This window comes from Microcoleus sp. T3_A4 (genome assembly GCF_036700465.1).
Taxonomy (GTDB): domain Bacteria; phylum Cyanobacteriota; class Cyanobacteriia; order Cyanobacteriales; family Microcoleaceae; genus Microcoleus.
The window spans coordinates 69,070-91,194 of the sequence record NZ_JAUBOY010000011.1 but is presented as its reverse complement, the minus strand read 5'-3'; the positions used below and the strand labels follow the sequence as shown (position 1 = coordinate 91,194).

13 protein-coding genes are annotated in these 22,125 nt (G+C 47.6%); 6 read left to right on the top strand and 7 right to left on the bottom strand.

Annotated features, from left to right (window positions below):
* Nucleotides 1–17 precede the first annotated feature (17 nt).
* A complete protein-coding gene (locus tag QUA07_RS08655) occupies nucleotides 18–5,321 on the top strand; it encodes a response regulator (protein ID WP_333324140.1) in 5,304 nt (1,767 codons plus the stop codon).
* Between the two features lie 111 nt (nucleotides 5,322–5,432).
* Entirely contained in the window at nucleotides 5,433–6,842 is a 1,410-nt protein-coding gene (locus tag QUA07_RS08650) for a Rid family detoxifying hydrolase (RefSeq protein WP_333324138.1), read from the top strand.
* A gap of 61 nt (nucleotides 6,843–6,903) precedes the next feature.
* Here QUA07_RS08650 and QUA07_RS08645 read toward each other — a convergent pair whose 3' ends face one another.
* The 3 genes from QUA07_RS08645 to QUA07_RS08635 form a co-directional block, all read right to left on the bottom strand.
* Entirely contained in the window at nucleotides 6,904–7,281 is a 378-nt protein-coding gene (locus tag QUA07_RS08645; RefSeq protein WP_333324136.1) for a hypothetical protein, read from the bottom strand.
* Nucleotides 7,282–7,770: 489 nt separating this feature from the next.
* On the bottom strand, nucleotides 7,771–9,924 hold the full coding sequence (locus tag QUA07_RS08640) for a polyribonucleotide nucleotidyltransferase (RefSeq protein WP_333324134.1): 2,154 nt from the start codon (nucleotides 9,922–9,924) through the stop codon (nucleotides 7,771–7,773).
* Nucleotides 9,878–10,060, bottom strand: a complete 183-nt coding sequence (locus tag QUA07_RS08635) for a hypothetical protein (protein WP_333324132.1) — start codon at nucleotides 10,058–10,060, stop codon at nucleotides 9,878–9,880. The genes QUA07_RS08640 and QUA07_RS08635 overlap by 47 nt, the downstream gene beginning before the upstream one ends.
* 311 nt (nucleotides 10,061–10,371) lie before the next feature.
* Between QUA07_RS08635 and QUA07_RS08630 the strand changes: the two genes are divergently transcribed.
* Together QUA07_RS08630 and QUA07_RS08625 are read left to right on the top strand one after the other, a co-directional pair.
* Nucleotides 10,372–13,734: a DEAD/DEAH box helicase gene (locus QUA07_RS08630; protein ID WP_333324130.1), complete on the top strand. Its 3,363-nt coding sequence runs from the start codon at nucleotides 10,372–10,374 to the stop codon at nucleotides 13,732–13,734.
* Nucleotides 13,735–13,982: 248 nt separating this feature from the next.
* On the top strand, nucleotides 13,983–14,810 hold the full coding sequence (locus QUA07_RS08625; RefSeq protein WP_333324128.1) for an SWIM zinc finger family protein: 828 nt from the start codon (nucleotides 13,983–13,985) through the stop codon (nucleotides 14,808–14,810).
* Nucleotides 14,811–14,961: 151 nt separating this feature from the next.
* Here the strand turns inward: QUA07_RS08625 and QUA07_RS08620 are convergent, their stop codons facing one another.
* Nucleotides 14,962–15,600 (bottom strand): HAD-IA family hydrolase, encoded by a 639-nt coding sequence (locus tag QUA07_RS08620; protein ID WP_333324126.1) that lies wholly within the window; start codon nucleotides 15,598–15,600, stop codon nucleotides 14,962–14,964.
* Nucleotides 15,601–15,771: 171 nt separating this feature from the next.
* Nucleotides 15,772–16,737 carry a tRNA epoxyqueuosine(34) reductase QueG gene (gene queG, locus QUA07_RS08615; protein WP_333324210.1) on the bottom strand — a complete coding sequence of 322 codons (966 nt, stop codon included), beginning with the start codon at nucleotides 16,735–16,737 and terminating at the stop codon, nucleotides 15,772–15,774.
* Nucleotides 16,738–16,944: 207 nt separating this feature from the next.
* Between queG and QUA07_RS08610 the strand changes: the two genes are divergently transcribed.
* Together QUA07_RS08610 and QUA07_RS08605 are read left to right on the top strand one after the other, a co-directional pair.
* Nucleotides 16,945–17,907 carry an orange carotenoid protein N-terminal domain-containing protein gene (locus QUA07_RS08610; protein WP_333084744.1) on the top strand — a complete coding sequence of 321 codons (963 nt, stop codon included), beginning with the start codon at nucleotides 16,945–16,947 and terminating at the stop codon, nucleotides 17,905–17,907.
* Between the two features lie 347 nt (nucleotides 17,908–18,254).
* On the top strand, nucleotides 18,255–18,680 hold the full coding sequence (locus tag QUA07_RS08605) for a nuclear transport factor 2 family protein (protein WP_333324123.1): 426 nt from the start codon (nucleotides 18,255–18,257) through the stop codon (nucleotides 18,678–18,680).
* A gap of 355 nt (nucleotides 18,681–19,035) precedes the next feature.
* Here the strand turns inward: QUA07_RS08605 and QUA07_RS08600 are convergent, their stop codons facing one another.
* Complete coding sequence (locus QUA07_RS08600; protein WP_006633914.1) at nucleotides 19,036–19,458, bottom strand: ATP-binding protein; 423 nt, start codon at nucleotides 19,456–19,458, stop codon at nucleotides 19,036–19,038.
* Between the two features lie 510 nt (nucleotides 19,459–19,968).
* Nucleotides 19,969–21,642 (bottom strand): SpoIIE family protein phosphatase, encoded by a 1,674-nt coding sequence (locus QUA07_RS08595; protein ID WP_333083089.1) that lies wholly within the window; start codon nucleotides 21,640–21,642, stop codon nucleotides 19,969–19,971.
* Between the last annotated feature and the right edge of the window lie 483 nt (nucleotides 21,643–22,125).

Below are 22,125 nucleotides of genomic sequence, written 5' to 3'. Positions count from 1 at the left end.
AAATCAGGAATAAAACTATGCTACCGGAGCAACAACAGAGGATAATGGGCTACTTTATTGAGGAGGCAAAAGACCACCTCAATACGATCGAGCAAGGCTTGCTGAATCTGCAAACCACGATCGAAGACCCAGAACTCGTCAACGAAGTATTTAGGGCCGCTCACTCTGTCAAAGGAGGAGCAGCAATGCTGGGGCTGACCAGCATTCAGCAAACAGCTCACCGACTAGAAGATAGTTTTAAAGTATTAAAAGAGTGCAGCGTTAAAGTAGACCAACAGCTAGAGTCCCTGTTTCTGCGAATTTTTGACACATTGCAAGGGCTGTTAGAGCAACTGTCGGGGCCTTTTGGACTGACAGAAGAATTGGGAGAACAGATGGTTCGAGAATTAGAACCAGTATTTGAAGAACTTAATGGGCACTTGGGGGGACTCGTTGGACACGGAGAATACCATGCATACGAGAGCAGCGCTCCGGCCGTACCCGAACCAGTGATGGCGGGGATGGGAGTCGGGGCGTTGGCCTCATCAAGGAGTATTCAGGATTCGCGGTCAGTTTACGCACCTGATGCCAGAGCAACAGAAGACAGCGCGCTGCAGCTAGTATTTGACTCGGACGTGCCGGCGAGGATGCGGGAACTCCTGCAAGAGTTCAAACAGCCCGAAGGGCCAGAAAGCAGGCGGCAACTCAAGAACATTTGTCGGAACTTGCTCAGGGCGGGGGAAGAATTTGAACTGCCCTGCTGGATAGAATTGATCAAAGCTGTATCCAAGGCGATCGCCAACCCAGACAATACCTACCGTACCTTAGCGCCAACGGTGATCAAAGACATCAAACAAGCGCAAGAACTGGTAATTTCTGGTCTAGAATCGTCGATCGCACCAAGCGCAAAACTTCTGGCGCTACAGCCGGCTGTTTTAGTTCCAGAAACGGATTTTGAAGATTTGCTGGCCTTCGCTCAACCGAGTAAATCCGGGAAAAATGTGGTTTCTGTTGAGGATGAGGCCTGGGATCTGGTGGGTTCGGGCGATGCCCCGGATGGATTGAACAAGTTGCTGCCGACTATTTCTGGGCTGAGTATAGACGAGCTGTTCGACCAACTCGACAGTGGCGACAGCAACGATGACACTGGCATTCGATCGTCCCAGTTCGACGCGGATTCCGCCTTCGCAGAATCGGATATAGAGACGGGTGCTTTTAGAGGTTCGACCCGCACCGGCCCGGAAGTGGGCGCGGCAGAACTCAACACTTTAGCTGACTTGTTTGACGGCGAGTCCCCGGATCTCGACGGCGCTTGGGAAGAAGAAGAAGACCTCGACTATGCACAGTCTTCTGGGATATCGGCGGGAATGCTGGGGTCCGACGATGACAATTCCGGCGATTTTACTGATTTGTTGTTTGACGAATACGATGCGGAAAGTTCCGAAACGAACACGAAGCCTCCGATTGATGACCTGACGAGTTTGTTTGGGGAGGATTTGCTGTTTGGAGAGGAGGCAGAGGGCTCGGCAGTAGCTGTCGGTCAGAAAAATGCGGGTTCGAGCCAGCGGTTAACTCGCAAACAGGTTAAAACGGGTAACGGTAAGCGCGGTTTGGAGCGGCGAGACGAGACGGTGGCCCCAGCCAGGGGACAAGCTGACGAAGATGCTCTCGGTACGCTTTTGGACGAAGTGGCTGCCCAAACTTCTGCAAGTGGTACGGACAATGCTGATTTCGAGAACTTGTTCGGCGATTTAGGCTTATCTGAGGCAACAGGTGGGCTGGCAGTCTCTTCGGAGTATTCCCTGAAGTCTGAGGCTTTAGACGGAGAATCGAAGAAGCCTGCAGCAGGGGGGGGCAATGATTCAGCGGAGGCCGAAGCGGTTGGTCTGCCTGAAATCGATGATTTCGAGTTGTTCTCTGAGCTTGGCGAGGATTCGGATTTGAGCGAGTTGTTGGGGATTACTTCTAATTTCCTATCTTCAGAAGACGAAGGTGGGGAGAACGGGGGCGATCGAGCTCAAGCTGCAGGCACCGCACAAAATGAGGAAATGGGCAACGTTCTTAACATGACATCAAATTCTGATTTAGATATCTCTGCGAATGAAAACTGGCTAGAAGATGCTTTCGGCATGGAAGACGAGTCTGTGCAATCGCTCAACCTGGAAGTAGACGATACGGATTTAGATGCGCTGTTTGGGGATATGACCTCGGACGCGATTTCTGAGGATGAACAGACTGTGCGGGATCGGCAAGGAGCTGCTACTTCCCGAGAAGCGGCAGATTTGGCTGAGCTGTTCGGTTCTGTACCTACGGGTACCGAGTATGACGGAGAAGCTTCGGGGCAAGCCCGTGGGGGTTGGCAGAATGATGGGGATTCAGAATTGCTGAGTGCGGATGTGGGAGTTGATGAGGGCGACTTGGGGAGTTTGTTCGAGAACAATGGTGCGAATGTTTCCGACCAAGGCTTGACAAATTCGGCAGCGGTTGAACTTGGGGCTTTGTCCGACAAGAGTCCTGAGTCGGAAATTTCAAATGTCGAATCTGATGAGGGCGCAGCTTTCGATTTCTTGGAGGATATGTTTGGGGAAGGCATGGTGCAGCAGGGGGATGCTGGATCGGCGCCAGATGACGGCGCTGCGGATGTGAAGGAGTTGTCTGCCCAACCTGCCGATGGTTTGGCAGGCGGGGTGAGTGCGGATTTGTTTGATCGAGCCGAAACAGATGCCGCCGGGGAGTTTGAGGGCGAAGATGATTTGTTTGATGCCCTGGAAACGGATTTTTCGAGTGTGGATTTAGAGGCACTGCCTGCAGAATCTCTCGATGGTATGTTTGATGGGGATGCTGACTTGCTCTCGGCGATGGAAACCGGGGCTACTCTCAACAACGAAGAGTTGGAGGGTTTTGATGATTTGTTGGATTCGATCGATGCTGAGGTTCTGGTGACTTCGGAACTGACAACGGGCTTTTGGGACGCTGAGGACGAGTCGGCCCAGGCCGATTCCTCGGAGTTGGAAGAGGGGTCGCTGGCAGACTTTTTTGGCGAGGGCGAATCAGGCGATGAGGATGCCGAAGGCAATTTTGACGATTTAGAAGCACTGTTAATTGCCGGGGGTGCGGGAGCTGTCATAGCAGCTTCTGGGAACACAAATCAGAGTCCGGTAAATACAGAAGTTTTCTCGGATCTCGAAGAACTCCTCAGCGAGAGCGCAACTATGCCGGAAATTTCTGCACCGGCGACAACTGCTAGTAAAGCTTCGCGCGCTGCTGCCGAGGAGAGCGACGACGAATTTGGCGATTTGGAAAAACTGCTGGAAGATCCCAAGGAGAGCGGCCGCCAAGGGGAAGGCAATATGGGGCCGTCGGCGATCAACAGACCCAGGCGGAATGCTCGCGCGGGCGGGTTCGGCGACCAGACGATGCGGGTGCCCGTCAAGCAACTGGACAACCTCAGCAATTTGATGGGGGAACTGGTTGTGAACCGCAACAGTTTGGAGCAAGACCAAGAACGGATGCGGCAGTTTTTGGACAATTTGCTGCACCAGGTAACGCTGCTGAGCGATGTGAGCCAGCGGACTCAGGATTTCTACGAGCGGAGTCTTTTGGAGATTGCTTTGCTGGCAAACCGGCAGGGACACCGATCGGCCTGGCGCTCTGAGGATTCGGCGCACACCAGGGAAAGTGCCTGGAGACCGGAGGAAATGGACAGGTTTACTCCTTTCCACAGTTTGGCTCAGGAGATTATTGAGCTGATCGTGCGGGTACGGGAGTCGGCGGCGGACATTGAGTTTTTGGTGGATGAGGCTGATCAGGTGACTCGCCAACTGCGGCAAGTCACGACTCAACTGCAAGAAGGTTTAACTCGCGCCCGGATGAAGCCGTTTGCGGAGACGACGGACAGGCTGTTCCGGGCGGTGCGGGAAATCGCGATTAAGTGCGGCAAGCAGGCTCAATTGCAGGTTGAGGGTAAGGATATTTTGATCGACAAGATGATTGTGGATCAACTATATGACCCGATGACTCATTTGGTGAACAATGCGATTACTCACGGGATCGAAGCGCCGGAGGTGCGTCTGGCTGCTGGGAAGCCTGCAGTCGGCAGGATTACGATTCGCGCTTTCCACCAAGGGAACCAAACCGTGGTTTCGGTTTCTGATGACGGGGCGGGAATTGACCCGCAACGGGTGAAGGCGAAGGCGATTAAGCAGGGTATGCTGACGGCGGCTCAGGCTCAGAGGATGTCTCGCTCGGAAGTTTACGATTTGCTGTTTATGCCGGGTTTCAGCACTCAGGAACAGGCGACGGAGTACGCCGGCCGGGGGGTCGGTATGAATGTGGTGCAGACTTCGTTGCAGGAAATTCGGGGCACTGTGTCGATCGATTCAACCATCGGCAAAGGGACTGTGTTTACGATCCGTTTACCTCTGGTGTTGAGTATTTCTAAGGCTCTGACTTGCATTAGCGATCGAGCTCGCATTGCTTTCCCGATGGATGGGGTCGAGGATATGATCGATGTGCCTCGCGATCAGGTGACGACGGGGGCGGATGGTTTGCCTTGCATTGAGTGGCGGGGTCAAAGCTTGCCGTTCCGGCCGCTGCGGGATCTGCTGGCTTACAGCCGCCATTTGGGTCGGGGCAGTGTTTACGGGTTCAATACTGACGATGACATGATTTCGGTGATCGTGCTGCGCTCTGCTGGCAATTTCTTGGCGGTGCAGGTGGATCAGGTTTCGACAGAACAGGAAATTGTGATCAAGCCGTTGGAAGGGCCGGTGCCGAAGCCGATCGGGATTGCTGGGGCTACCGTGCTCGGAGACGGTCGGATCGTGGCGATTGCGGACGTTCTGGAGCTGATCGATTTGGCTACGGGAAGGCTGCGGAAGGACACTGGCGGTACGCTTTGGGATGAGGGAGATCGGGCTGCTGCGGAGGCGGAAATCGAGAAGACTGAGCCGACTGTGCTGATTGTGGATGACTCGATTACCGTGCGATCGCTATTGTCGATTACTTTCGAGAAGTCTGGCTATCGTGTGGAAGAAGCTCGCGACGGTAAGGAAGCTTGGGAAAAGATGAAATCTGGTCTGCCTTGCGATATCGTTTTCTGCGATATTGAAATGCCGAGAATGGACGGTTTGGAACTACTTTCTCGGATGCAGAAGGATGCCGTTTTGTGTGAATTGCCGATCGCGATGCTAACTTCTCGCGGTGCTGACAGACACCGCCAAATGGCTTACAGTTTGGGCGCGAAGGGCTATTTCACTAAGCCTTATTTGGAGGAGCAATTACTTGATGCTGCTTCTCGGATGTTGAAAGGTGAGGTTGTTGGTGCTCCGGTTGGTGTGTAATGTGTAAATCTGCGTTTATCTGCGGTTGAAAAATGCGAATTTCTTAGCCGCAGATGAAAATGGATTAACGCTGATTGACGCAGATAATCTCTAATTTATCTGCGTTTATCTGTGTTTATCTGCCTATATCGGCGGTTGCAAAAAGGGAATTTGTTAACCGCAGATGAAGATGGATTGACGCTGATTAACGCAGATTTAGATCGCGCGTTGGGTTTTGGTGGTAGGCTGGGAAAGTGGGGTGTAGCGGAAGGGCGATCGAGGTTATTTATGGATGCTAAAGAACTTTTAGAAAGATACGCTAAAGGCGAACGTAAATTTCCGAATGCAAAGTTAAGTGGGGTAGACCTTAAAGGTGCTGACCTGAGTGGGATAGACCTACAAAGTGCTGATTTGACTGGGGCTGATTTGAGTGGCACAAACCTAACAAATGCGATTTTTTACGCTGTTAATTTGAGTCGGGCATCCTTGACAAGTGCAAACATGAGTGGAATACGTTGTGATTCAGCTAATCTAAGTTTAGCAGAACTCAACGGTGCAAATTTGAGTAAAGCAAATCTGAGTAGTTCCAACTTGACTAATGCTAATCTTGACAAGGCAAATCTGAGTGGTGCAAATCTAACCGCTACTAACTTAAGTAGAGCCTCCTTGTTTCACGCAGACTTAAATAGAGCGGACTTGACTAACGCTAATCTGACTGAAGCCAACATAATTCAAGCAGATTTAACTTCTGCAATTTTAAGTGGTGTAAAACTCTTAGAGGCAAAAAATATCAACGGTTCTAAACTTAGGGCAGTCAAATTGCCCGAAAAGAATTTGTCAGGAATGAAGTTGATAAATGTAGATTTAAGTGTGGCAAACTTGGCAAAAGCTAACCTTAAAAAAGCTTGCTTGCAAGGCTCGGATCTAGAAAGAGCTAATCTGCGAGGAGCAAATTTAAGTAGAGCAGATTTAAGTAGAACCAACTTGAAAAGGGCCGACTTAACTGACGCAATAACCTATGGCTGGAATATCGAAAATGCAGACTTAACTGGTGCTATAATGCCCGATGGAGAAATCTACGAGCCAGAAACCTCTAACGCAGAACTCTACCAGCCAGAAACTTCGGAAAAATCATCCCAAAAGGTAACATCTATGACGCGCAAAATTATTCGTACTGACAAAGCACCGGCACCCGTCGGCCCTTACAATCAAGCGATCGCCGCTACGGGCACTATGCTGTTTGTAGCAGGTCAAATTGCGATCGACATTAGACTAAACGATATTGTCTACACCGACGATGTGGCAAAACAAACCGAACAAGTTATGGCAAATCTCGAAGCCATTCTCACAGAAGCCGGCGCTACTTGGTTGGATGTCGTAAAAACTACGGTTTTCCTCAAAGATATGAATGATTTCGCCGCTGTGAATGCGGTTTATGCGAAATATTTTGATGCGGAAACTGCACCGGCACGCGCTTGTGTAGAGGTTTCGCGTTTGCCGAAAGATGTGTTAGTTGAAATTGACTGTATTGCTGTGATTTAATTTCATCTTCTTTTAGATGCCAGACTTTTTCAAGAAGTCGGGCATCTGGAATTCTGTTTTTTTAATGTTTTTGCAGTTGGGAAACTTGAATTTTCGGCAATTCTTTCCATTCGGGATCGATGGGGGAGTAGCAACAGTAGCACACCGCTAAACAGTCGTATTCAGCATTCGGAATTTCAGGCCTGTACTCCTCTACGCGCGAAACCTCCCAATCTCCCCAGCGAACGTGAGTGCTCGCAGCAAGGGATTTAGGATCTGCACTCTCCTTAAATTGGCTAAAGTTTCGCAGGCGATCGCCCGTTTTAGGAAGAGGTTTATCGGAGTAGTCGTAGTGTTCTGCTAGGATACTCGTGAGAGCACCTGTATGGGAAAGCAATCTCTCCTCCCATCCAGGGGAAGAAAGCGATTCTGTTTTGAAAATTATCAACCGTTTTGGCATTGATTTATGCCTCCTTCTAAGCATACTTTATATTATAGAACTTACGCCCTGTAAAGGTATTATGTAGTTTACGTTGGTTTCTGAGTATCATTTATAGTAGGTTGGGTTAAGCGATAGCGAAACCCAAGATCCAATTAATGAGTGTTGGGTTTCGTTCCTCAACCCAAGCCAAGATCCAATTAATGAGTGTTGGGTTTCGTTCCTCAACCCAACCTACTCTTACTACGCGCATAGTTTATATTTTATTAAGTCTCGCGTTGCGTGGAGGAAAGTTTGTGTATAGCAACCGCCGAGGGTAAAGTGCGCGACTGTATTAACTTCTACAGCCGATCGCACTTTTGTCGATCTGTCGCTGTCGCGCACCTACTCCCAAATCAATCTGAAACAATCAGATTTCATCTCAATTAGCAATTAAAAATCACTAATCACGAGTTAGCAATTAGCAATTAGCAATTACTCTAAAAGCAATTACCAATTACCAACTCTCAACTATTTATTCAGCGCTTCGCGGGCGGCTACCGCTTCGTCGGGATGAATATTCAAGCGGGTCAAATTAATTCGACCTTTATTGTCAATTTCTCGCACTTTGACAATCACTTCGTCGTTCACAGCTAACTCGTCTTCCACTTTGCCAACGCGGTAGTCCGCTAACTGCGAAATGTGAATCATTCCTTCTTTTCCGGGCAAAATTTCCACAAAAGCGCCGATCGGAATAATTCGAGTTACGCGGCCAACATACACGTCTCCTGCATTCAACTTGCGTGTCATGCCTTGGACAATGTTGTAAGCCCGTTGAGCTTTTTCGCTGTCGTTGCCAGCAATTGTCACGGTTCCGTCGTCTTCGATGTCTATTTTGACACCGGTTTCTTCGGTGATGGCTTTGATCGTTTTGCCACCAGGCCCAATTACCAAACCGATAAATTCTGGATCGATTTTCAGGGTTAGCAAACGCGGTGCAAACGGCGACATTTCCTTGCGGGGAGTGTCGATGGTTGCCAGCATTCTTTCTAAAATGTGCAGTCTGGCTGGTTTTGCTTGGCGGATGGCGGTGGCAATCACATCTAAGGGCAAACCTTTGATTTTCATGTCCATCTGCAAAGCAGTAATCCCGGTGTCGGTACCGGCTACTTTAAAGTCCATGTCGCCTAAAAAGTCTTCAATTGCCTGAATGTCAGTCAAAATTCGGACTTCATCGCCTTCTTTAATTAAGCCCATTGCCGCGCCGCTGACGGGTTGGGAAAGGGGAACGCCTGCATCCATTAATGCTAGCGTTGAGGCGCAAACTGAACCCATTGAGGTGGAACCGTCGGAAGAAAGGATTTCGGAAACTACGCGAATCACGTAGGGGAAATCTTCTTTGGATGGCAACACGGGCAGTAAAGCGCGTTCTGCGAGGGCTCCGTGACCGATTTCTCGGCGGCCGGGCGATCGCATCGGCTTGGTTTCTCCCACGGAAAACGGCGGGAAATTGTAGTGATGCAGGTAGCGTTTGTCTTGCTGCGGGTGCAAGTCGTCTCCTAAGTCTTGGGCGTCGCCTGGGGTTCCCAGGGTAGCAGCAGACAAGACTTGAGTCAAGCCTCGATTAAACAACGCACAGCCGTGTACTCGCGACGGCAGCACGCCTACGCGACAAGAAACGGGTCGCACCTCGTCTAGCTTGCGACCGTCTACGCGGATGCCATCTTCGAGGATCTGCTTCCGCATCATTTTTTTGGTAACGTCTTTGAAAACGTTGCCGATCGCCTTGCTGTTGGCGGTGGCCGCTACTTTTACCGGGTCCTCTTCCGGGAGTTCGGCGATCGCAGCTTCGACTGCATTTGCCTTAACTTCGTCCAATGCTGCATTCCGTATTGTTTTGTCTTTTTCAAATCTTGACAAAATGATGCGGATGGGTTCTTGGGCGCGATCGCGAATGAAGGTTTCCAGGGCCGAATCTTGCGATGGCCGTTCCTCTACCACCAAATCGATGCCCAATTCGGCCATAATTTCGCGCTGGGCTTGAATCAAGTCACAGGCTGCTTCATAGCCGAAGTCGATCGCCTCGATGATATCCTGTTCGGGCAACTGGTTGGCGCCGGCTTCTACCATGATTACTCCGTCAGGAGAACCAGCTACCACGAGATCCAACTCGCCTTCTCTGATTTCGCTGTAGGTTGGGTTGATGATGAAATCGTCCCCTACCAAACCGACTCGCACCGCCGCCATCGGCCCGTAAAACGGCATTTTCGCCAGCAGTATCGCCACCGAAGCCCCCGTCACCGCCAAAACGTCCGGTGGTACTTGTTCGTCCATCGAAACCGTTGTTGCTACAACTTGGATGTCATCTCGCAGCCAGCTTGGAAATAGCGGACGCAGCGGTCGATCGATCAAACGGCCAGTCAAAGTCACTTTTTCTGGGGGACGCCCTTCCCTTCGCAAAAATCCACCGGGAATTTTACCGCCAGCGTAGAGTCTCTCTTCGTAATCCACCAACAGGGGCAGGAAATCAATTCCTTCTCTCCCCTGCGATCGAGTCGCTGTCACCAAAACGGCCGTGTCACCCGACTGAATCAAAACTGCACCGCCTGCTTGAGGCGCTAGTAAACCAATCTTCAGTCTAATATCCCGTCCATCGAAGGATATTGACTTGTCTATCTCTACCATGTAGCACTGCTTCCTTATCTACCACATTCTTTCTCTGTCGGGATCGTAACATTACCACAGGATGTTTGAGAGTCCGACGCCAAAAGACAGGGATAATCGCCTCGCGATCGACTGTCCCCGCCTCAATTGTAAGCATTTATACTCGATAATTATTTTTTGCAGTCTGGGCTCGATTCTCCGGTCGATCGTCCGCTAAACGCCTGAAATAGATGGTACTATGAATTTTCGTTTGGGAATTGGGACGTTGAAGGAAGAAGGAACAGGGATTTAGTTATTTAAGTTAGGGAATAAGCCGTAAGGTGTGCCATAAGTACGTAAATATACAGGTTCTACCTAATTCCTATCAGGCTTAAAATATCCTCGGTTTGTTTTAAATAAAATTTTCATAAATCCATATAAATGTAGTAGTCAACATCCCACTTAAATAAAAATATCAGGATTTAAAAAATGGCAATTTTACACGGCAGTTGGGTACTAGAGAATGAAAAAACTGGCTTATTTATTTGGGGAGAAACGTGGCGAAAAATCGGGACAATTGACACCATAGAATCGGGGATAAATCTACCGCATCCCTTAGCAATGACCGAATCGGAATTTAAGACTTTCCTAAATTCCTTGCGGCAGTCGGGAAAACTGGATTGGCAATTACCGGAAACCGCCGAAACTCCACCGGAAAAAAGCAAAAAAACTCGGCGATCGCCCAAAACTCAAAACGCAGCAGAAATTAGCCCACCCAACTCCTCAATTAAAAGGGAAATTCGGGCGATCGCACTTCCCACCCAAATCTCAGAATCGAACGCAACTCTGATGCCGCAGCACTCAGCAGCAGCACTTGAGGAACCGGCAAAAACCGAGGATATTTACCTTTATCCCTGGCAAGTCGAGGGTTTTTGTCTCAACCCTCAAGCAGCTTTTGTTTTCTTGCAATCATTACCGCTTAACAGCACGGAACCCGACTCTTTTGTTGGCTCAGATTTGCGTTTTTGGTCTCATGTTGCTAGGTGGAGTTTGGATTTGTTGGCAAGATGCAAATTTTTGCCTGGATTGGAGAAACAGTCCGACGGTTCTGCTATTGCCAAATGGCAACCGCTGTTAGATAGTTCTACAGATACACTCCGCCTCGCCACTTTTGTCAAGCAAATGCCGACGGCTTGCAGAACATATCAGAAGAAGGAAGAAGGAAGAGGGAAGAAGGAAGAAGGAAGAGGGAAGAAGGAAGAAGGAAGAGGGGAAAAAGAAGAAGGAAGAGGGGAAAAGGAAGAAGAATCCAGTCAATTGCCTTTAGCGGTGGATTTGCCGATGGGGGCGGAGGAATTGGTGTTAGGCTTTTTGAGTAGTATTGTAGATAGTCAAGTGCGATCCTCTTCGAGGGCTGCGCTAACGGCTGGTAGCTCTACTTTAGACATCAAAGCAGTTTCTCCTGTGCGCGACTGGCTGCAAGCTTTGCAGCAGGAATCTGGGATTGTGCAAGTAGAAACAGCAGCATTGGAAAACTTGGCAACCAAGCTTAGTGCTTGGACTGCACCGCTGCAAAACCAATTATCTCAACAAAGTCAATTTCGCACTTGCTTTCAACTCATACCACCAGCGCCCGGTAAAGCCAACTGGAATTTAAATTATTGCTTGCAAGCAGCAGATGAAACCGAATTTTTGGTTGACGCGACAACTGTTTGGAACAACTCTGTCGAGCGTTTGGCTTATGCGGGGAGGACAATAGAATTGCCTCAAGAAACTTTGCTCAGCGGCTTGGGTTTAGCCTCGAAACTTTATCCGTTAATTGAACCGAGTTTGCAAGCACAGCGGCCTCAATCTTGCCAATTAAATCCGCTGCAAGCATACGAGTTTATTAAGTCTGTAGCTTGGCGGTTTGCTGATAGCGGGTTGGGCGTAGTTTTGCCGCCGAGTTTGACAAAGACGGATGGTTGGGCGAGTCGTTTGGGTTTGAGCATTCAAGCGGAAACTCCGAAAGTGACTCCGGCGAAAGGTGGGCTGGGATTGCAAAGTCTGCTAAATTTTAAATGGGAATTGACGATCGGCGGACAGCGCATTTCTAAGGCAGAATTTGACAGATTGACCGCGTTGAATTCGCCTTTGGTGGAAATTAACGGCGAGTGGGTGGAGTTGCGCGCGCCTGATGTGAAAGCGGCTCAAACTTTTTTTGCCAGCCGCAAAGAGCAAATGACTCTTTCTTTGGAGGATGCTTTGCGTTTGGCGTCGGGCGATACTCAGATGATCGAGAAATTGCCTGTGGTGAATTTTGAGGCCACGGGTCAACTTCAGGAATTGTTGAATACTTTGAGCGATAATCAAGCGGTAAGTGCGATCGCAACTCCGGCTAGTTTCCGAGGACAATTGCGGCCTTATCAAGCCCTAGGAGCAGGCTGGTTAGCATTCTTAGAACGTTGGGGTTTGGGTGCTTGTCTCGCGGACGATATGGGATTGGGAAAGTCGATCGAGTTAATTACTTTCCTCCTGCACTTACAAGAACAAAATGCCCTAGAGGCGCCGACATTACTGGTTTGTCCAACATCATTATTAGGTAATTGGGAGCGGGAAGTCAAGAAATTTGGCCCGACGCTGAAAGTGTTAGTTCACCACGGAGACAAACGCGCTAAAGGCAAAGCATTTGCGACGGCAATTAAGGGAAAGGATTTAATCATTACAAGTTACGCGCTGGTATTTCGGGATGCGAAGGAATTTCAAGGCATTAAATGGCAAGGATTGGTTTTGGATGAAGCGCAAAATATTAAAAATTCTGAGGCTAAGCAGTCGCAAGCGGTGCGGCAAATCGAGGCATCTTTTAGAATTGCGCTGACGGGAACTCCGGTGGAAAATAGACTGCAAGAATTGTGGTCTATTTTGGAGTTTCTCAATCCTGGCTATTTGGGGCCGCGCAATTTCTTTCAGCGCCGATTTGCAATTCCGATCGAGAAATACGGAGATAGGGAATCCTTACAGACTTTGCGATCGCTCGTTCGGCCTTTCATCCTCCGCCGCTTGAAAACTGACAAAGAAATCATCCAAGATTTGCCCGAAAAACAGGAAATGACTGTATTTTGTGGGCTGGCGGGTCAACAGGCGGTCTTATATCAGAAAATAGTCGAAGAGTCAATAGCGGAATTAGAATCAGCCGAAGGTATTCAGCGGCGGGGAATGATTCTGGCTTTGCTGGTAAAACTCAAGCAGCTTTGCAACCATCCGGCTCTTGTGAAAGCAGAAGCTAAGCCGAAAGAATTTGAGATTAAGAGTCAGGAATCGGGGAAATTGCAGCGGTTGGTGGAAATGTTAGAAGAGGTGCTCGCTGAGGGCGATCGGGCTTTAATTTTTACTCAATTTGCGGAATGGGGAAAACTCCTGAAACCGCATCTAGAAAAGCATTTAGGGCGAGAAATTTTGTTTTTGTACGGAGGAATTCGGCAACAGCAGCGGGAAGAAATGATCGATCGCTTCCAGCACGACCCCCAAGGCCCGCCGATTATGATTTTATCTTTAAAAGCTGGCGGGACAGGTTTGAACTTAACCAGAGCAACCCACGTTTTCCACTATGACAGATGGTGGAATCCAGCAGTAGAAAATCAGGCAACTGATCGCGTATTTCGCATCGGTCAAACTCGCAACGTGCAAGTCCACAAATTTGTCTGCACAGGTACGTTAGAGGAGAAAATACACGATATGATCGAAAGTAAGAAAGCTCTAGCCGAACAAGTAGTCAGCGCCGGCGAAAACTGGCTCACCGAGCTAGATACAGACCAACTTCGGAATTTACTAATCCTCGATCGCAATGCTATTATAGAAAGCGAAGAAGAATAATGTATTTAATTTTCTTCGATTTCTAGTGAGGACTTTAGTTGTCAAAAATCAGAGTAATTATACACTCTGACCAAAGAAACCGGGTTTTCTACCAGGATTAAAAGTTATAGTCCAGTTTTTTACTAAAAGACTCGATTTCTGACTCTCATAGATAACTAAAGCTTTCTTCCTTCTTCCTTCTTCCTTCTTCCTTCTTCCTTCTTCCTTCTTCCTTCTTCCTTCTTCCTTCTTCCTTCTTCCTTCGGCTTATGATTGACAGAGAATGGTGGACACAACAGTGGTTAGATTTAATCAACACCTATCGCTTCAAAAAGCGCTTAGAACGTGGCTGGCAATATGCGCGCGAAGGTAAAGTTCTCAGCATTAAATTCCCTAACCAAGAAGTAATTGCCGTAGTTCAAGGAACCGATCCCAAACCCTATCAAGTTTCTTTAGGACTCGACACATTGAGCGATGAAGATTGGGATTACGTGATTGAAAATATGTCGCAAAGAGCAGTTTTTTCAGCTAAACTCTTAGCAGGAGAAATGCCGCACAATATTGAAGATGTCTTTGCAGCAGCGGGCAAAACGCTATTTCCGTTAAGTTTATCTGATATTCGATCGCGCTGTAGCTGTCCTGACCCCAAAAACCCTTGCAAACACATCAGTGCAGTATACTACTTATTGGGCGATCGCTTCAGCGAAGACCCCTTCGTACTCTTTCAATTGCGGGGGAGAACCAAAGAGCAAATTTTGACAGCACTTCGTCAAAGACGCGGTACGCAAGGAGAGGAAAATTCCCAACTCAACTCCGGCGAAAATGCCCCCACAGCGAATTCTAAATTACCAAAGGTCGATCGCTTTTGGGAATACAATCAGCAGCTAGAATCATCTTTAGTAGTTATTGTACCCCCACCCAGCAGCGAAACAGTATTAGATATCTTAGGCCCAATTCCCATCGCCACCGACGGAAAAGGAAGCGCTAGTAAATCCTCGCCCGCATCTGACGCACTCAAGCAACATTTTAGCAAAATCTACCAAGCAGTTAGCCAGCAAGCAGTTTTAGCAGCACTAAAACGGGGCGAAGGAGATTAAGATATTTTAATTTTACAGAGGATAATAGAAACTATAGCTGATAACAAATCAGACTTTAATACCCCTTTTATTCTTTAGTTCCTCTCTGCTGGAACGAGAGTTTGTGTAGAATTGATTTCAACCGAGGAGTCTTACTTTTGGCAATTTCAGTTTACACTTCCCGCAAATTACTCATAATCTCTATCAATTCCTGGGGGCGTTTAATCAAAAAATCGGGATTGTGTGCAGCCAAAGCCTCCTGAGAATTAAAACCCCAAGCTACAGCCATTACCTTAATTCCTGTTTTTCGAGCAGCTTCTATATCTCTAATCTCATCTCCCACATAAACAACTTCTTTAGCATTTATATTTTCTCTTTTTAGCCAGCTATTAATAACTTTATGTTTGCCAAAAGTTGAACCAGAGTAAATAAATGTGAAAGTATCTTGCAAACCGTTTTTTTCCAGCGATGCCAAGACGTTTTCTCTAGAATTAGATGTGATAATGCCCAGTTGAAATCCCAGTTTTTTTAACTCCAGTAAAACTTCTTTAATTCCCGGAAATAATTTAATGTTGGGAATTTCGCTGCGTAACTCTGCTTTCAACATTCTAATCAACAGCGGGAATTTGAAGATAGAAATGCCAGAATACTGAAGGAGTTGCCAAGAAGTTAAATTGCTCAGTTGAGCGATTTGCTCCTTGGTCGCAGACTTAAAGCCCAATTCTACTGACAAACGGTTGGTGATGCTCAGAAGAATATCGATTGTATCTGCTAAAGTACCGTCAAAATCAAAAATAATTACTTTGGTCATGGGACAATAGCAAATAAGGAACCGGGGATCATACAATTTTAGATTTTAGATTTTAGATTTTAGATGGGGAATGACTTACTGCATAATGTATTGACTATTGGCGCTCCGTACATACCCTAGGTTTATTATCTATAATGTGGCCCCTAAGCACCCTGACGAACATCTCAAATTTTAAGGGTTAATTTGATTGGCTTTGGCATTTCGCCGCAGCATTTCCGGTTTAATGCGCCGCAGCGCCGAAGCTGTAAATCTGCGGTTCCATTCCTCGTCGGAAATGTCGGCTAATTCTGCAAGTGTCGGTGCTATATTTTCAGGATAAGGCTCAAACTCTGCCACATCAGTTGGTTTAGCAAATCGCTGATTCCAAGGACAAACATCCTGACAAATGTCGCAACCTGCTACCCAACCTTGTAAATTAGATGCAATTTCGTCGGGCAATTTTTCGGCTCGATTCTCGATCGTGTGATAGGCTATACATTGATCGGCATTCACCACAAAAGGCTCAGTAATTGCTCCCGTCGGGCACGCCTCAATGCAGCGAGTACAAGTACCGCAATGTTCCGTATGAGACTCATCCGACGCTAACTCCAAATTAGTCAAGATTTCGCCCAAAAACACCCAAGAACCGTATTCGCGCGAAATTACATTACCATTTTTGGCAATCCAGCCAATCCCGGCACGCTGCGCCCACATTTTATCCTGAACCGGCCCGGTATCAGCATAATACCGCGCTTCAATTCCCTCGCCTTGCGATCGCACCCAATTTGCCAAAACCTTCAGTTTTTTGTGCAACATTCTATGGTAATCCCGCCCCCAACCGTAGCGAGAGATTTTAGCATATTCGACCCCTGCATCGTCCCCCCCCTCGCACAGGGGATTTTCGGGGCGTTGGTGGGGCGTGTAGTAGTTGATGGCGACACATATTAATGACTGCACCTCTGGCATTATTAATCGAATATCCTGCCGTTTCGGGTTTGCCATCCATGCCATATCCGCCTGATAACCCTTGTCCAGCCAAGCTTGCAATCTTTGTTTTTCTAAATCAAAATCCGCGTCTGTTGAGGCTATCCCCACTTTGTGAAATCCCAACTCAAGGGCTTTTTGCTTAATGCGATCGCTATTAATTGATTTTTTCATCATAAGAAACCACTGCACAATTTGTGCCATAAGTCTAGTAGTTTTAAGAGTAATTTTGGGACAGTATTGATAATTCTTTTACAATCTTTATATTTATAAGTTTGAACTCCAAAATGTCAAAAATGTTACATAATTTAATTTAGGGAGAATTCGATTCGCTAATTCAAGTACGCAAGTAAAACCGACAGCGAATCCCACAGCATACATATGGCAGTTAGTATTCAATCAGCTCAATCTATTTTTTCCAACACCGAGATCGCTAGCGTTGTTCCGGCTACCACGGAAGCGTTCTACAAACTCAGCGTTGAAGACCAACTCGCACTGCTCTGGTATGCCTACACCGAAATGGGCGTTTCCATTACCGCAGCAGCACCGGGAGTAGCAAGCATGGCGCTTGTCGAAGGCATTCTGAGCGAAATCAAGCAAATGTCGCCGGCTGCTCAAAGCAAAACCATGTTTGACCTAGCCAGCAACGCCGACACAACAATTGGCCGGATTTACACTTCTTTGCGCGTCAATACCAAACTCGGTTTCTGGTACGAGTTGGGACAGTTGATGAAACAGGGCCTTGTCGCTCCGATCCCCGCTGGCTATCAAATGTCTCCCGAAGCCACCCAAGTTCTCGAAACCATCAAAAAACTCGATCCGGGTCAACAAATTACCGTACTTCGCAACACAGTAGTTAACATGGGCTATGACCCTGCTTTTAACCAAGAGTACGCCAAACGCTCTGCCCCCCGCAGCACTCCCACCGCTCCAGAAGAGCGGGTAAAAACCACAATTGAGGGTATTAGCGAGCAAACTGTGCTCAGCTACATCGACTACATGAACGCCTTCGACTTCACCCCAGCCGTCGGTTTATTTGCTGAAGAAGGTGCCCTGCAACCGCCTTTCCAAAAGCCGATCGTTGGTCGCGAAGCTATCCTCAACTATATGCGCGAAGAGTGCGTCGGACTGAAAATGATGCCCCAGCAAGGCGTGTCAGAACCTGCCGAAGATGGCTACCGACAAGTGAAAGTCACGGGTAAAGTTGAAACTCCCTGGTTCGGATCGAATGTGGGTATGAACATCGCGTGGCGGTTTTTGCTCGATCCCCAAGGTCAAATTTTCTTTGTGGCGATCGACTTGTTGGCATCTCCTAAAGAATTGCTCAATTTGATCCGCAAATAGAATATTCTTGTTGGCTCTGTTAAACAGGCTTGCCCAGAAACCCAGATGCCGCTAGGTGTCTGGGTTTATGTCATTTTATATTTAATATTTTAAATTTTAGATTCAAGAATTGAAGGATGAAAAATGACTGATTGTATCAGGGTTTACAGCTTGGCTACACTTGTATTTTTTGAAAGTAGGATTGATTTTGGTCGAGCGCTCTGAAATCTGCGATCGACGCTCTCCGGTTCCCGATTCCTCCTTTTGTCGGAGAATTATTTTCCTACCCCTACTTATATCTTTTGAGGGATTTGCTGCGACAAAGAGAATGATTACAGTATAATCATTCATTTGAAATCACTTGTTTTATGACCGCAACAACTCGACCTATTTTAACTAACTCTATAAAGATTGCAGGCATCACAATGCCAGGGATACTGCAATATTTTGAAACTTTAAACGCGGGGGATTTTGAAGCGACGGCTAATTTGTTTGCCGATGATGGGGTTCTGCACGCGCCGTTTGAAGATCCAATTATCGGCAGGATTGCGATCGCCACTTATCTAAAAAAAGAAGCACGAGGAATGCAGCTAGAACCCCAGAAAGGTGTCAGCAAAATTTTAGAAGATGGCAATGTGGAAGTTCAGGTCAGCGGCCGGGTGCAAACTTCCGCCTTTGGTGTTAATGTCGGATGGCTGTTCTTGCTCAATTCTGACCAAAAAATCCTTTCTGTTACGGTCAAACTGTTAGCTTCTCCCCAAGAATTGCTAAATCTGCGGTCACATAAGAAATAAGCTGTTTGATAATCTGTTTCAGATTTAAATTGCCTATTTGGGTTTGACCTGTCGATCGCACGTAATAGCTAAAGTCGTGCGATCGCCAGGTTAATCGGCTCTTTATCGCCAGAATCAGGCAGAAACCGGGTTTTTTCCAAATCTTTGGTAAAGTGCCACTCACGGTATAAAAATCCCGTTTCTGCGGTATTTGTGCGATCGGGACTGTACCCCTACAATCTTACAGTCTCGCCTTGGGCTGACGCTACTGCACGGAAAATTGGCTGTCACCGCAGCGCGTGCGACAGACAGCCAAAGCGAGTCTAAAAGTGCATTGCCAATCATTAATGACTAATGACTAATGACTAACGACTAATTAAGATTTTTCCGGCAAACTCGCTTCCAACTTTAGACAGTTGCGACCGTCTATTTGCAAAGTGTAGTCCACCCGATCCATAAGTCTACTCATAATCAGCCAGCCGTAGCCGCTTTCCTGTTTAGCTTCCGGCCTCGGGGGATTGTAAGTATCCATTTCGTAACCTTTACCGTAATCCCAAATTTCTAAACCAATATCCCTATTTTTTAAATTCAAGCGAATTAACACGGGCAAATTGGGTTGATCTTTGTGAGCATGGCGGATCACGTTAGAATAGGCTTCTGCTAACACCAAGCGCAAACGATTCGACTGACGTGGCCAATCGACGTGCTCTCCTAGCTCTACTTCCAAACTGCTCAGCAACCAGTTTTCAACAATTGTTAAAAACCGCAAGTCGCTTGGCACATGAAGCTCAGTATTCATAAAAAAATCCCGTAAGTTTGAAAACCCCTGTGTCTTCACACCAGGTATGAAACACGACGCGCCGAATGGATTCGGCCTCAATACTTGTCGCTACTCGGGGGATACTAGCCTTTTCTGTTTAAAAATCAGGCATTCGTCAGTCGGTAGAAGGCAGAAGTTAAGAGTATAGTTGAAAATTTTTGTTATGGGCTTAAAACCCATTAACAATTGATAATTATACCGAGACTGCAAGCAGCGAGGTATAAAAAATCTGTGTTTCAATCCTTGGCTTTTAAGCGTTGGTTTTTTCTGACGAATGCCTTCTACCTTAACCCTTGACAGGTATTTAATCCCCCAGGAAAGCGATTCAGGAAACTAGCAGCGCCATCGCTGGCTAGGTTTTTTACTGTGGTTTTTGACTGTTGACGATAACGCCGTCTTTTGCAGGACTACTCTATGGGCCGTCAACAAGCAGGGCTTAAGTTTTTTCGGCTCTCACCCCCGACTATGCGTCGGGAGTCGCTGACAGATTCAAAGAACCTCCAGAGAGAGTATGGTTTGGTCGTCTTCCTGAACGGGATTATCGGCTCGGATGTGAGCCAACAAATTGTCCAAGTTGAAAGAACCAGGTTCCTGAATCAAGAGTTGCCAAAGCCCTTCTTGTTGTAGCATAGAACGGGTTGGTACACCCCCTGCTACCGCTTGACTTGTCACGCTAGCTTCAGTAATTCCGTCACTCGTCAGCAGAAATACATCTCCTGACTTTAGTTCGATCGTACCCGCTTTGCCTCTCCAAACTGGTAGTATCCCCAAGGGAATGCCACGAGCTTTCAGGAAATTCGGCTCGACAGGCGTTTTACCGCTAGCGGCTTGAGCTTTCACCTCCGAGTGAGACCACACAATCGGGTAAATGTGACCGGCATTAGCAAAGGCGAGGTGTCCGGTTGACGGAGTGTAACGAGCTACAACCATTGTAATAAAATGGTTGTTGCCGATCAGGTCGTCAGACATAGTGCTATTCATGTTCTGCATAACTTGATCGGGCTCTGGAGAAACTTCTTGGGAAAGTTCCCGCCGCATCACCGAAATCGCGCTGGCCATAAATAGAGCAGCCGGAACTCCCTTACCCGAAACATCTCCCACCGCTATCCAAATATCCCCCTGAGAGTGGACGTAGACTTCAAAAAAGTCGCCGCCAACTTCCCGCGCGGGATAACAGCAAGCTTGCACCCTGACTGTTTCAAAATCCGGCCAACTTTGGCGCAACAAGTTTGTTTGGATTTGGCGAGCCACTTCCAACTCGTTTTGCATCTGCTTGGCTAAATCCAGAGTCCGCTGGTAGAGCTTAGCTTGAGACAGGGCGAGAGCAGCTTGAGCTGCTACACCTTCTATTAACTCTATATCTTCTGCCGACCAAGGGTTAGCGCCGCCAATCTGGCACAAAGCCAGTACCGCCAGCAATTCTTGCTGGTAAGTCAGGGGCACGGCAATCTCAACCGAGTTACCATCCCCCCCACTGTTTGGGTTCACTTGAGTTTGGCGGCTGGCTACGGCTTGAACCAGCAAATTTTCATCAAAAGAAAAGCTACTGGCTTCAGAGGTTTGGGATTGGTAGGGGAAGGTACTTGGCAATAGTCGATCGGCTTCTACCGGCCGCAGCATACAATAGTTGGCCTCAAAAGTTTGACCTACGGTTTGAACAATAGTTTGTACCATACTAGAGTAATCAAGCGACCCGCGAATCACGCTCATTACCTCATTGAACAGAGATTCCTTGCGTAAAGCGCGGCGCAATGCAACGCTGCGCTGCTTGTAGTATTTGTAAGTATCTGAGGCTTGATTGATCACCAATTTGAGTTCTTCTGGATTCCACGGTTTGGTGATGTATTTGAAAACTTGACCTGAGTTGATGGCCTCAACCAAATCTTCAACATCGGTGTATCCCGTTAGCAGAATCCGAATCGTATCGGGAAATCGCTCGACTGTTTTCCCCAAAAACTCGGTGCCATTCATTTCTGGCATCCGCTGGTCAGATATAATCACCGCCATCTCACCCTGTTCGTCTAGAACTTCCAGGGCGCTGAGGGCGCTATCTGCTTTGTAAACCTGAAAGTCGCGTCGAAACGTCCGGTACAATAAATCCAAGTTGTCGGGTTCGTCATCGACTACCATCAGTTTCAGCTTGCTTCCATCTCCCCGACTCATCTTTCTTCCCCCTTGAAAACCCCCACCATAGCTGTAATCAGCAAGGTGGCGGGAGGAAAAGGGGGGCTGGATATATGCAACATATCAGTTACGTCAAGTTGAGTTAAAGAAACCCGTTTTACCTCAAGGTGAGCATTCCTTTCGCACCATCTGTTCGCACAGATGAGAGGCTTTCGATACTGTAACCCGCCTCGGTAGGCCGCTTCAATAGGGAAAATTCCCGAGTCAGCTTTCACGCTGTGATACGAGCAATGATCTTGTTAGCAGTTGGTACTTTTCTAAACACACCAGCATTCAAAACGGCTAATTAATGCTCTGATTGCAGAGTTCTTAACTAGCTGGGCACTGTCCTCGGTGTGAATTTTAACACTTACTACTAAGGCAGGTATTGCTACCTAAGTCTGGTCAACATCGGCTGTATTTCAAGCCCCACTGTACCCGGAGGGTTAGTGGTTGGTTGTTGGCGCTATTGCCTACATCTTT

Bases quoted from the DNA above. Each gene is read 5' to 3' on its own strand.
- QUA07_RS08655 (WP_333324140.1), top strand. From the start codon at position 18: ATGCTACCGGAGCAACAACAGAGGATAATGGGCTACTTTATTGAGGAG.
- QUA07_RS08645 (WP_333324136.1), bottom strand. From the start codon at position 7,281: ATGCCAAAACGGTTGATAATTTTCAAAACAGAATCGCTTTCTTCCCCT.
- QUA07_RS08640 (WP_333324134.1), bottom strand. From the start codon at position 9,924: ATGGTAGAGATAGACAAGTCAATATCCTTCGATGGACGGGATATTAGA.
- QUA07_RS08635 (WP_333324132.1), bottom strand. From the start codon at position 10,060: ATGCTTACAATTGAGGCGGGGACAGTCGATCGCGAGGCGATTATCCCT.
- QUA07_RS08630 (WP_333324130.1), top strand. From the start codon at position 10,372: ATGGCAATTTTACACGGCAGTTGGGTACTAGAGAATGAAAAAACTGGC.
- QUA07_RS08625 (WP_333324128.1), top strand. From the start codon at position 13,983: ATGATTGACAGAGAATGGTGGACACAACAGTGGTTAGATTTAATCAAC.
- QUA07_RS08620 (WP_333324126.1), bottom strand. From the start codon at position 15,600: ATGACCAAAGTAATTATTTTTGATTTTGACGGTACTTTAGCAGATACA.
- queG (WP_333324210.1), bottom strand. From the start codon at position 16,737: ATGAAAAAATCAATTAATAGCGATCGCATTAAGCAAAAAGCCCTTGAG.
- QUA07_RS08610 (WP_333084744.1), top strand. From the start codon at position 16,945: ATGGCAGTTAGTATTCAATCAGCTCAATCTATTTTTTCCAACACCGAG.
- QUA07_RS08605 (WP_333324123.1), top strand. From the start codon at position 18,255: ATGACCGCAACAACTCGACCTATTTTAACTAACTCTATAAAGATTGCA.
- QUA07_RS08600 (WP_006633914.1), bottom strand. From the start codon at position 19,458: ATGAATACTGAGCTTCATGTGCCAAGCGACTTGCGGTTTTTAACAATT.
- QUA07_RS08595 (WP_333083089.1), bottom strand. From the start codon at position 21,642: ATGAGTCGGGGAGATGGAAGCAAGCTGAAACTGATGGTAGTCGATGAC.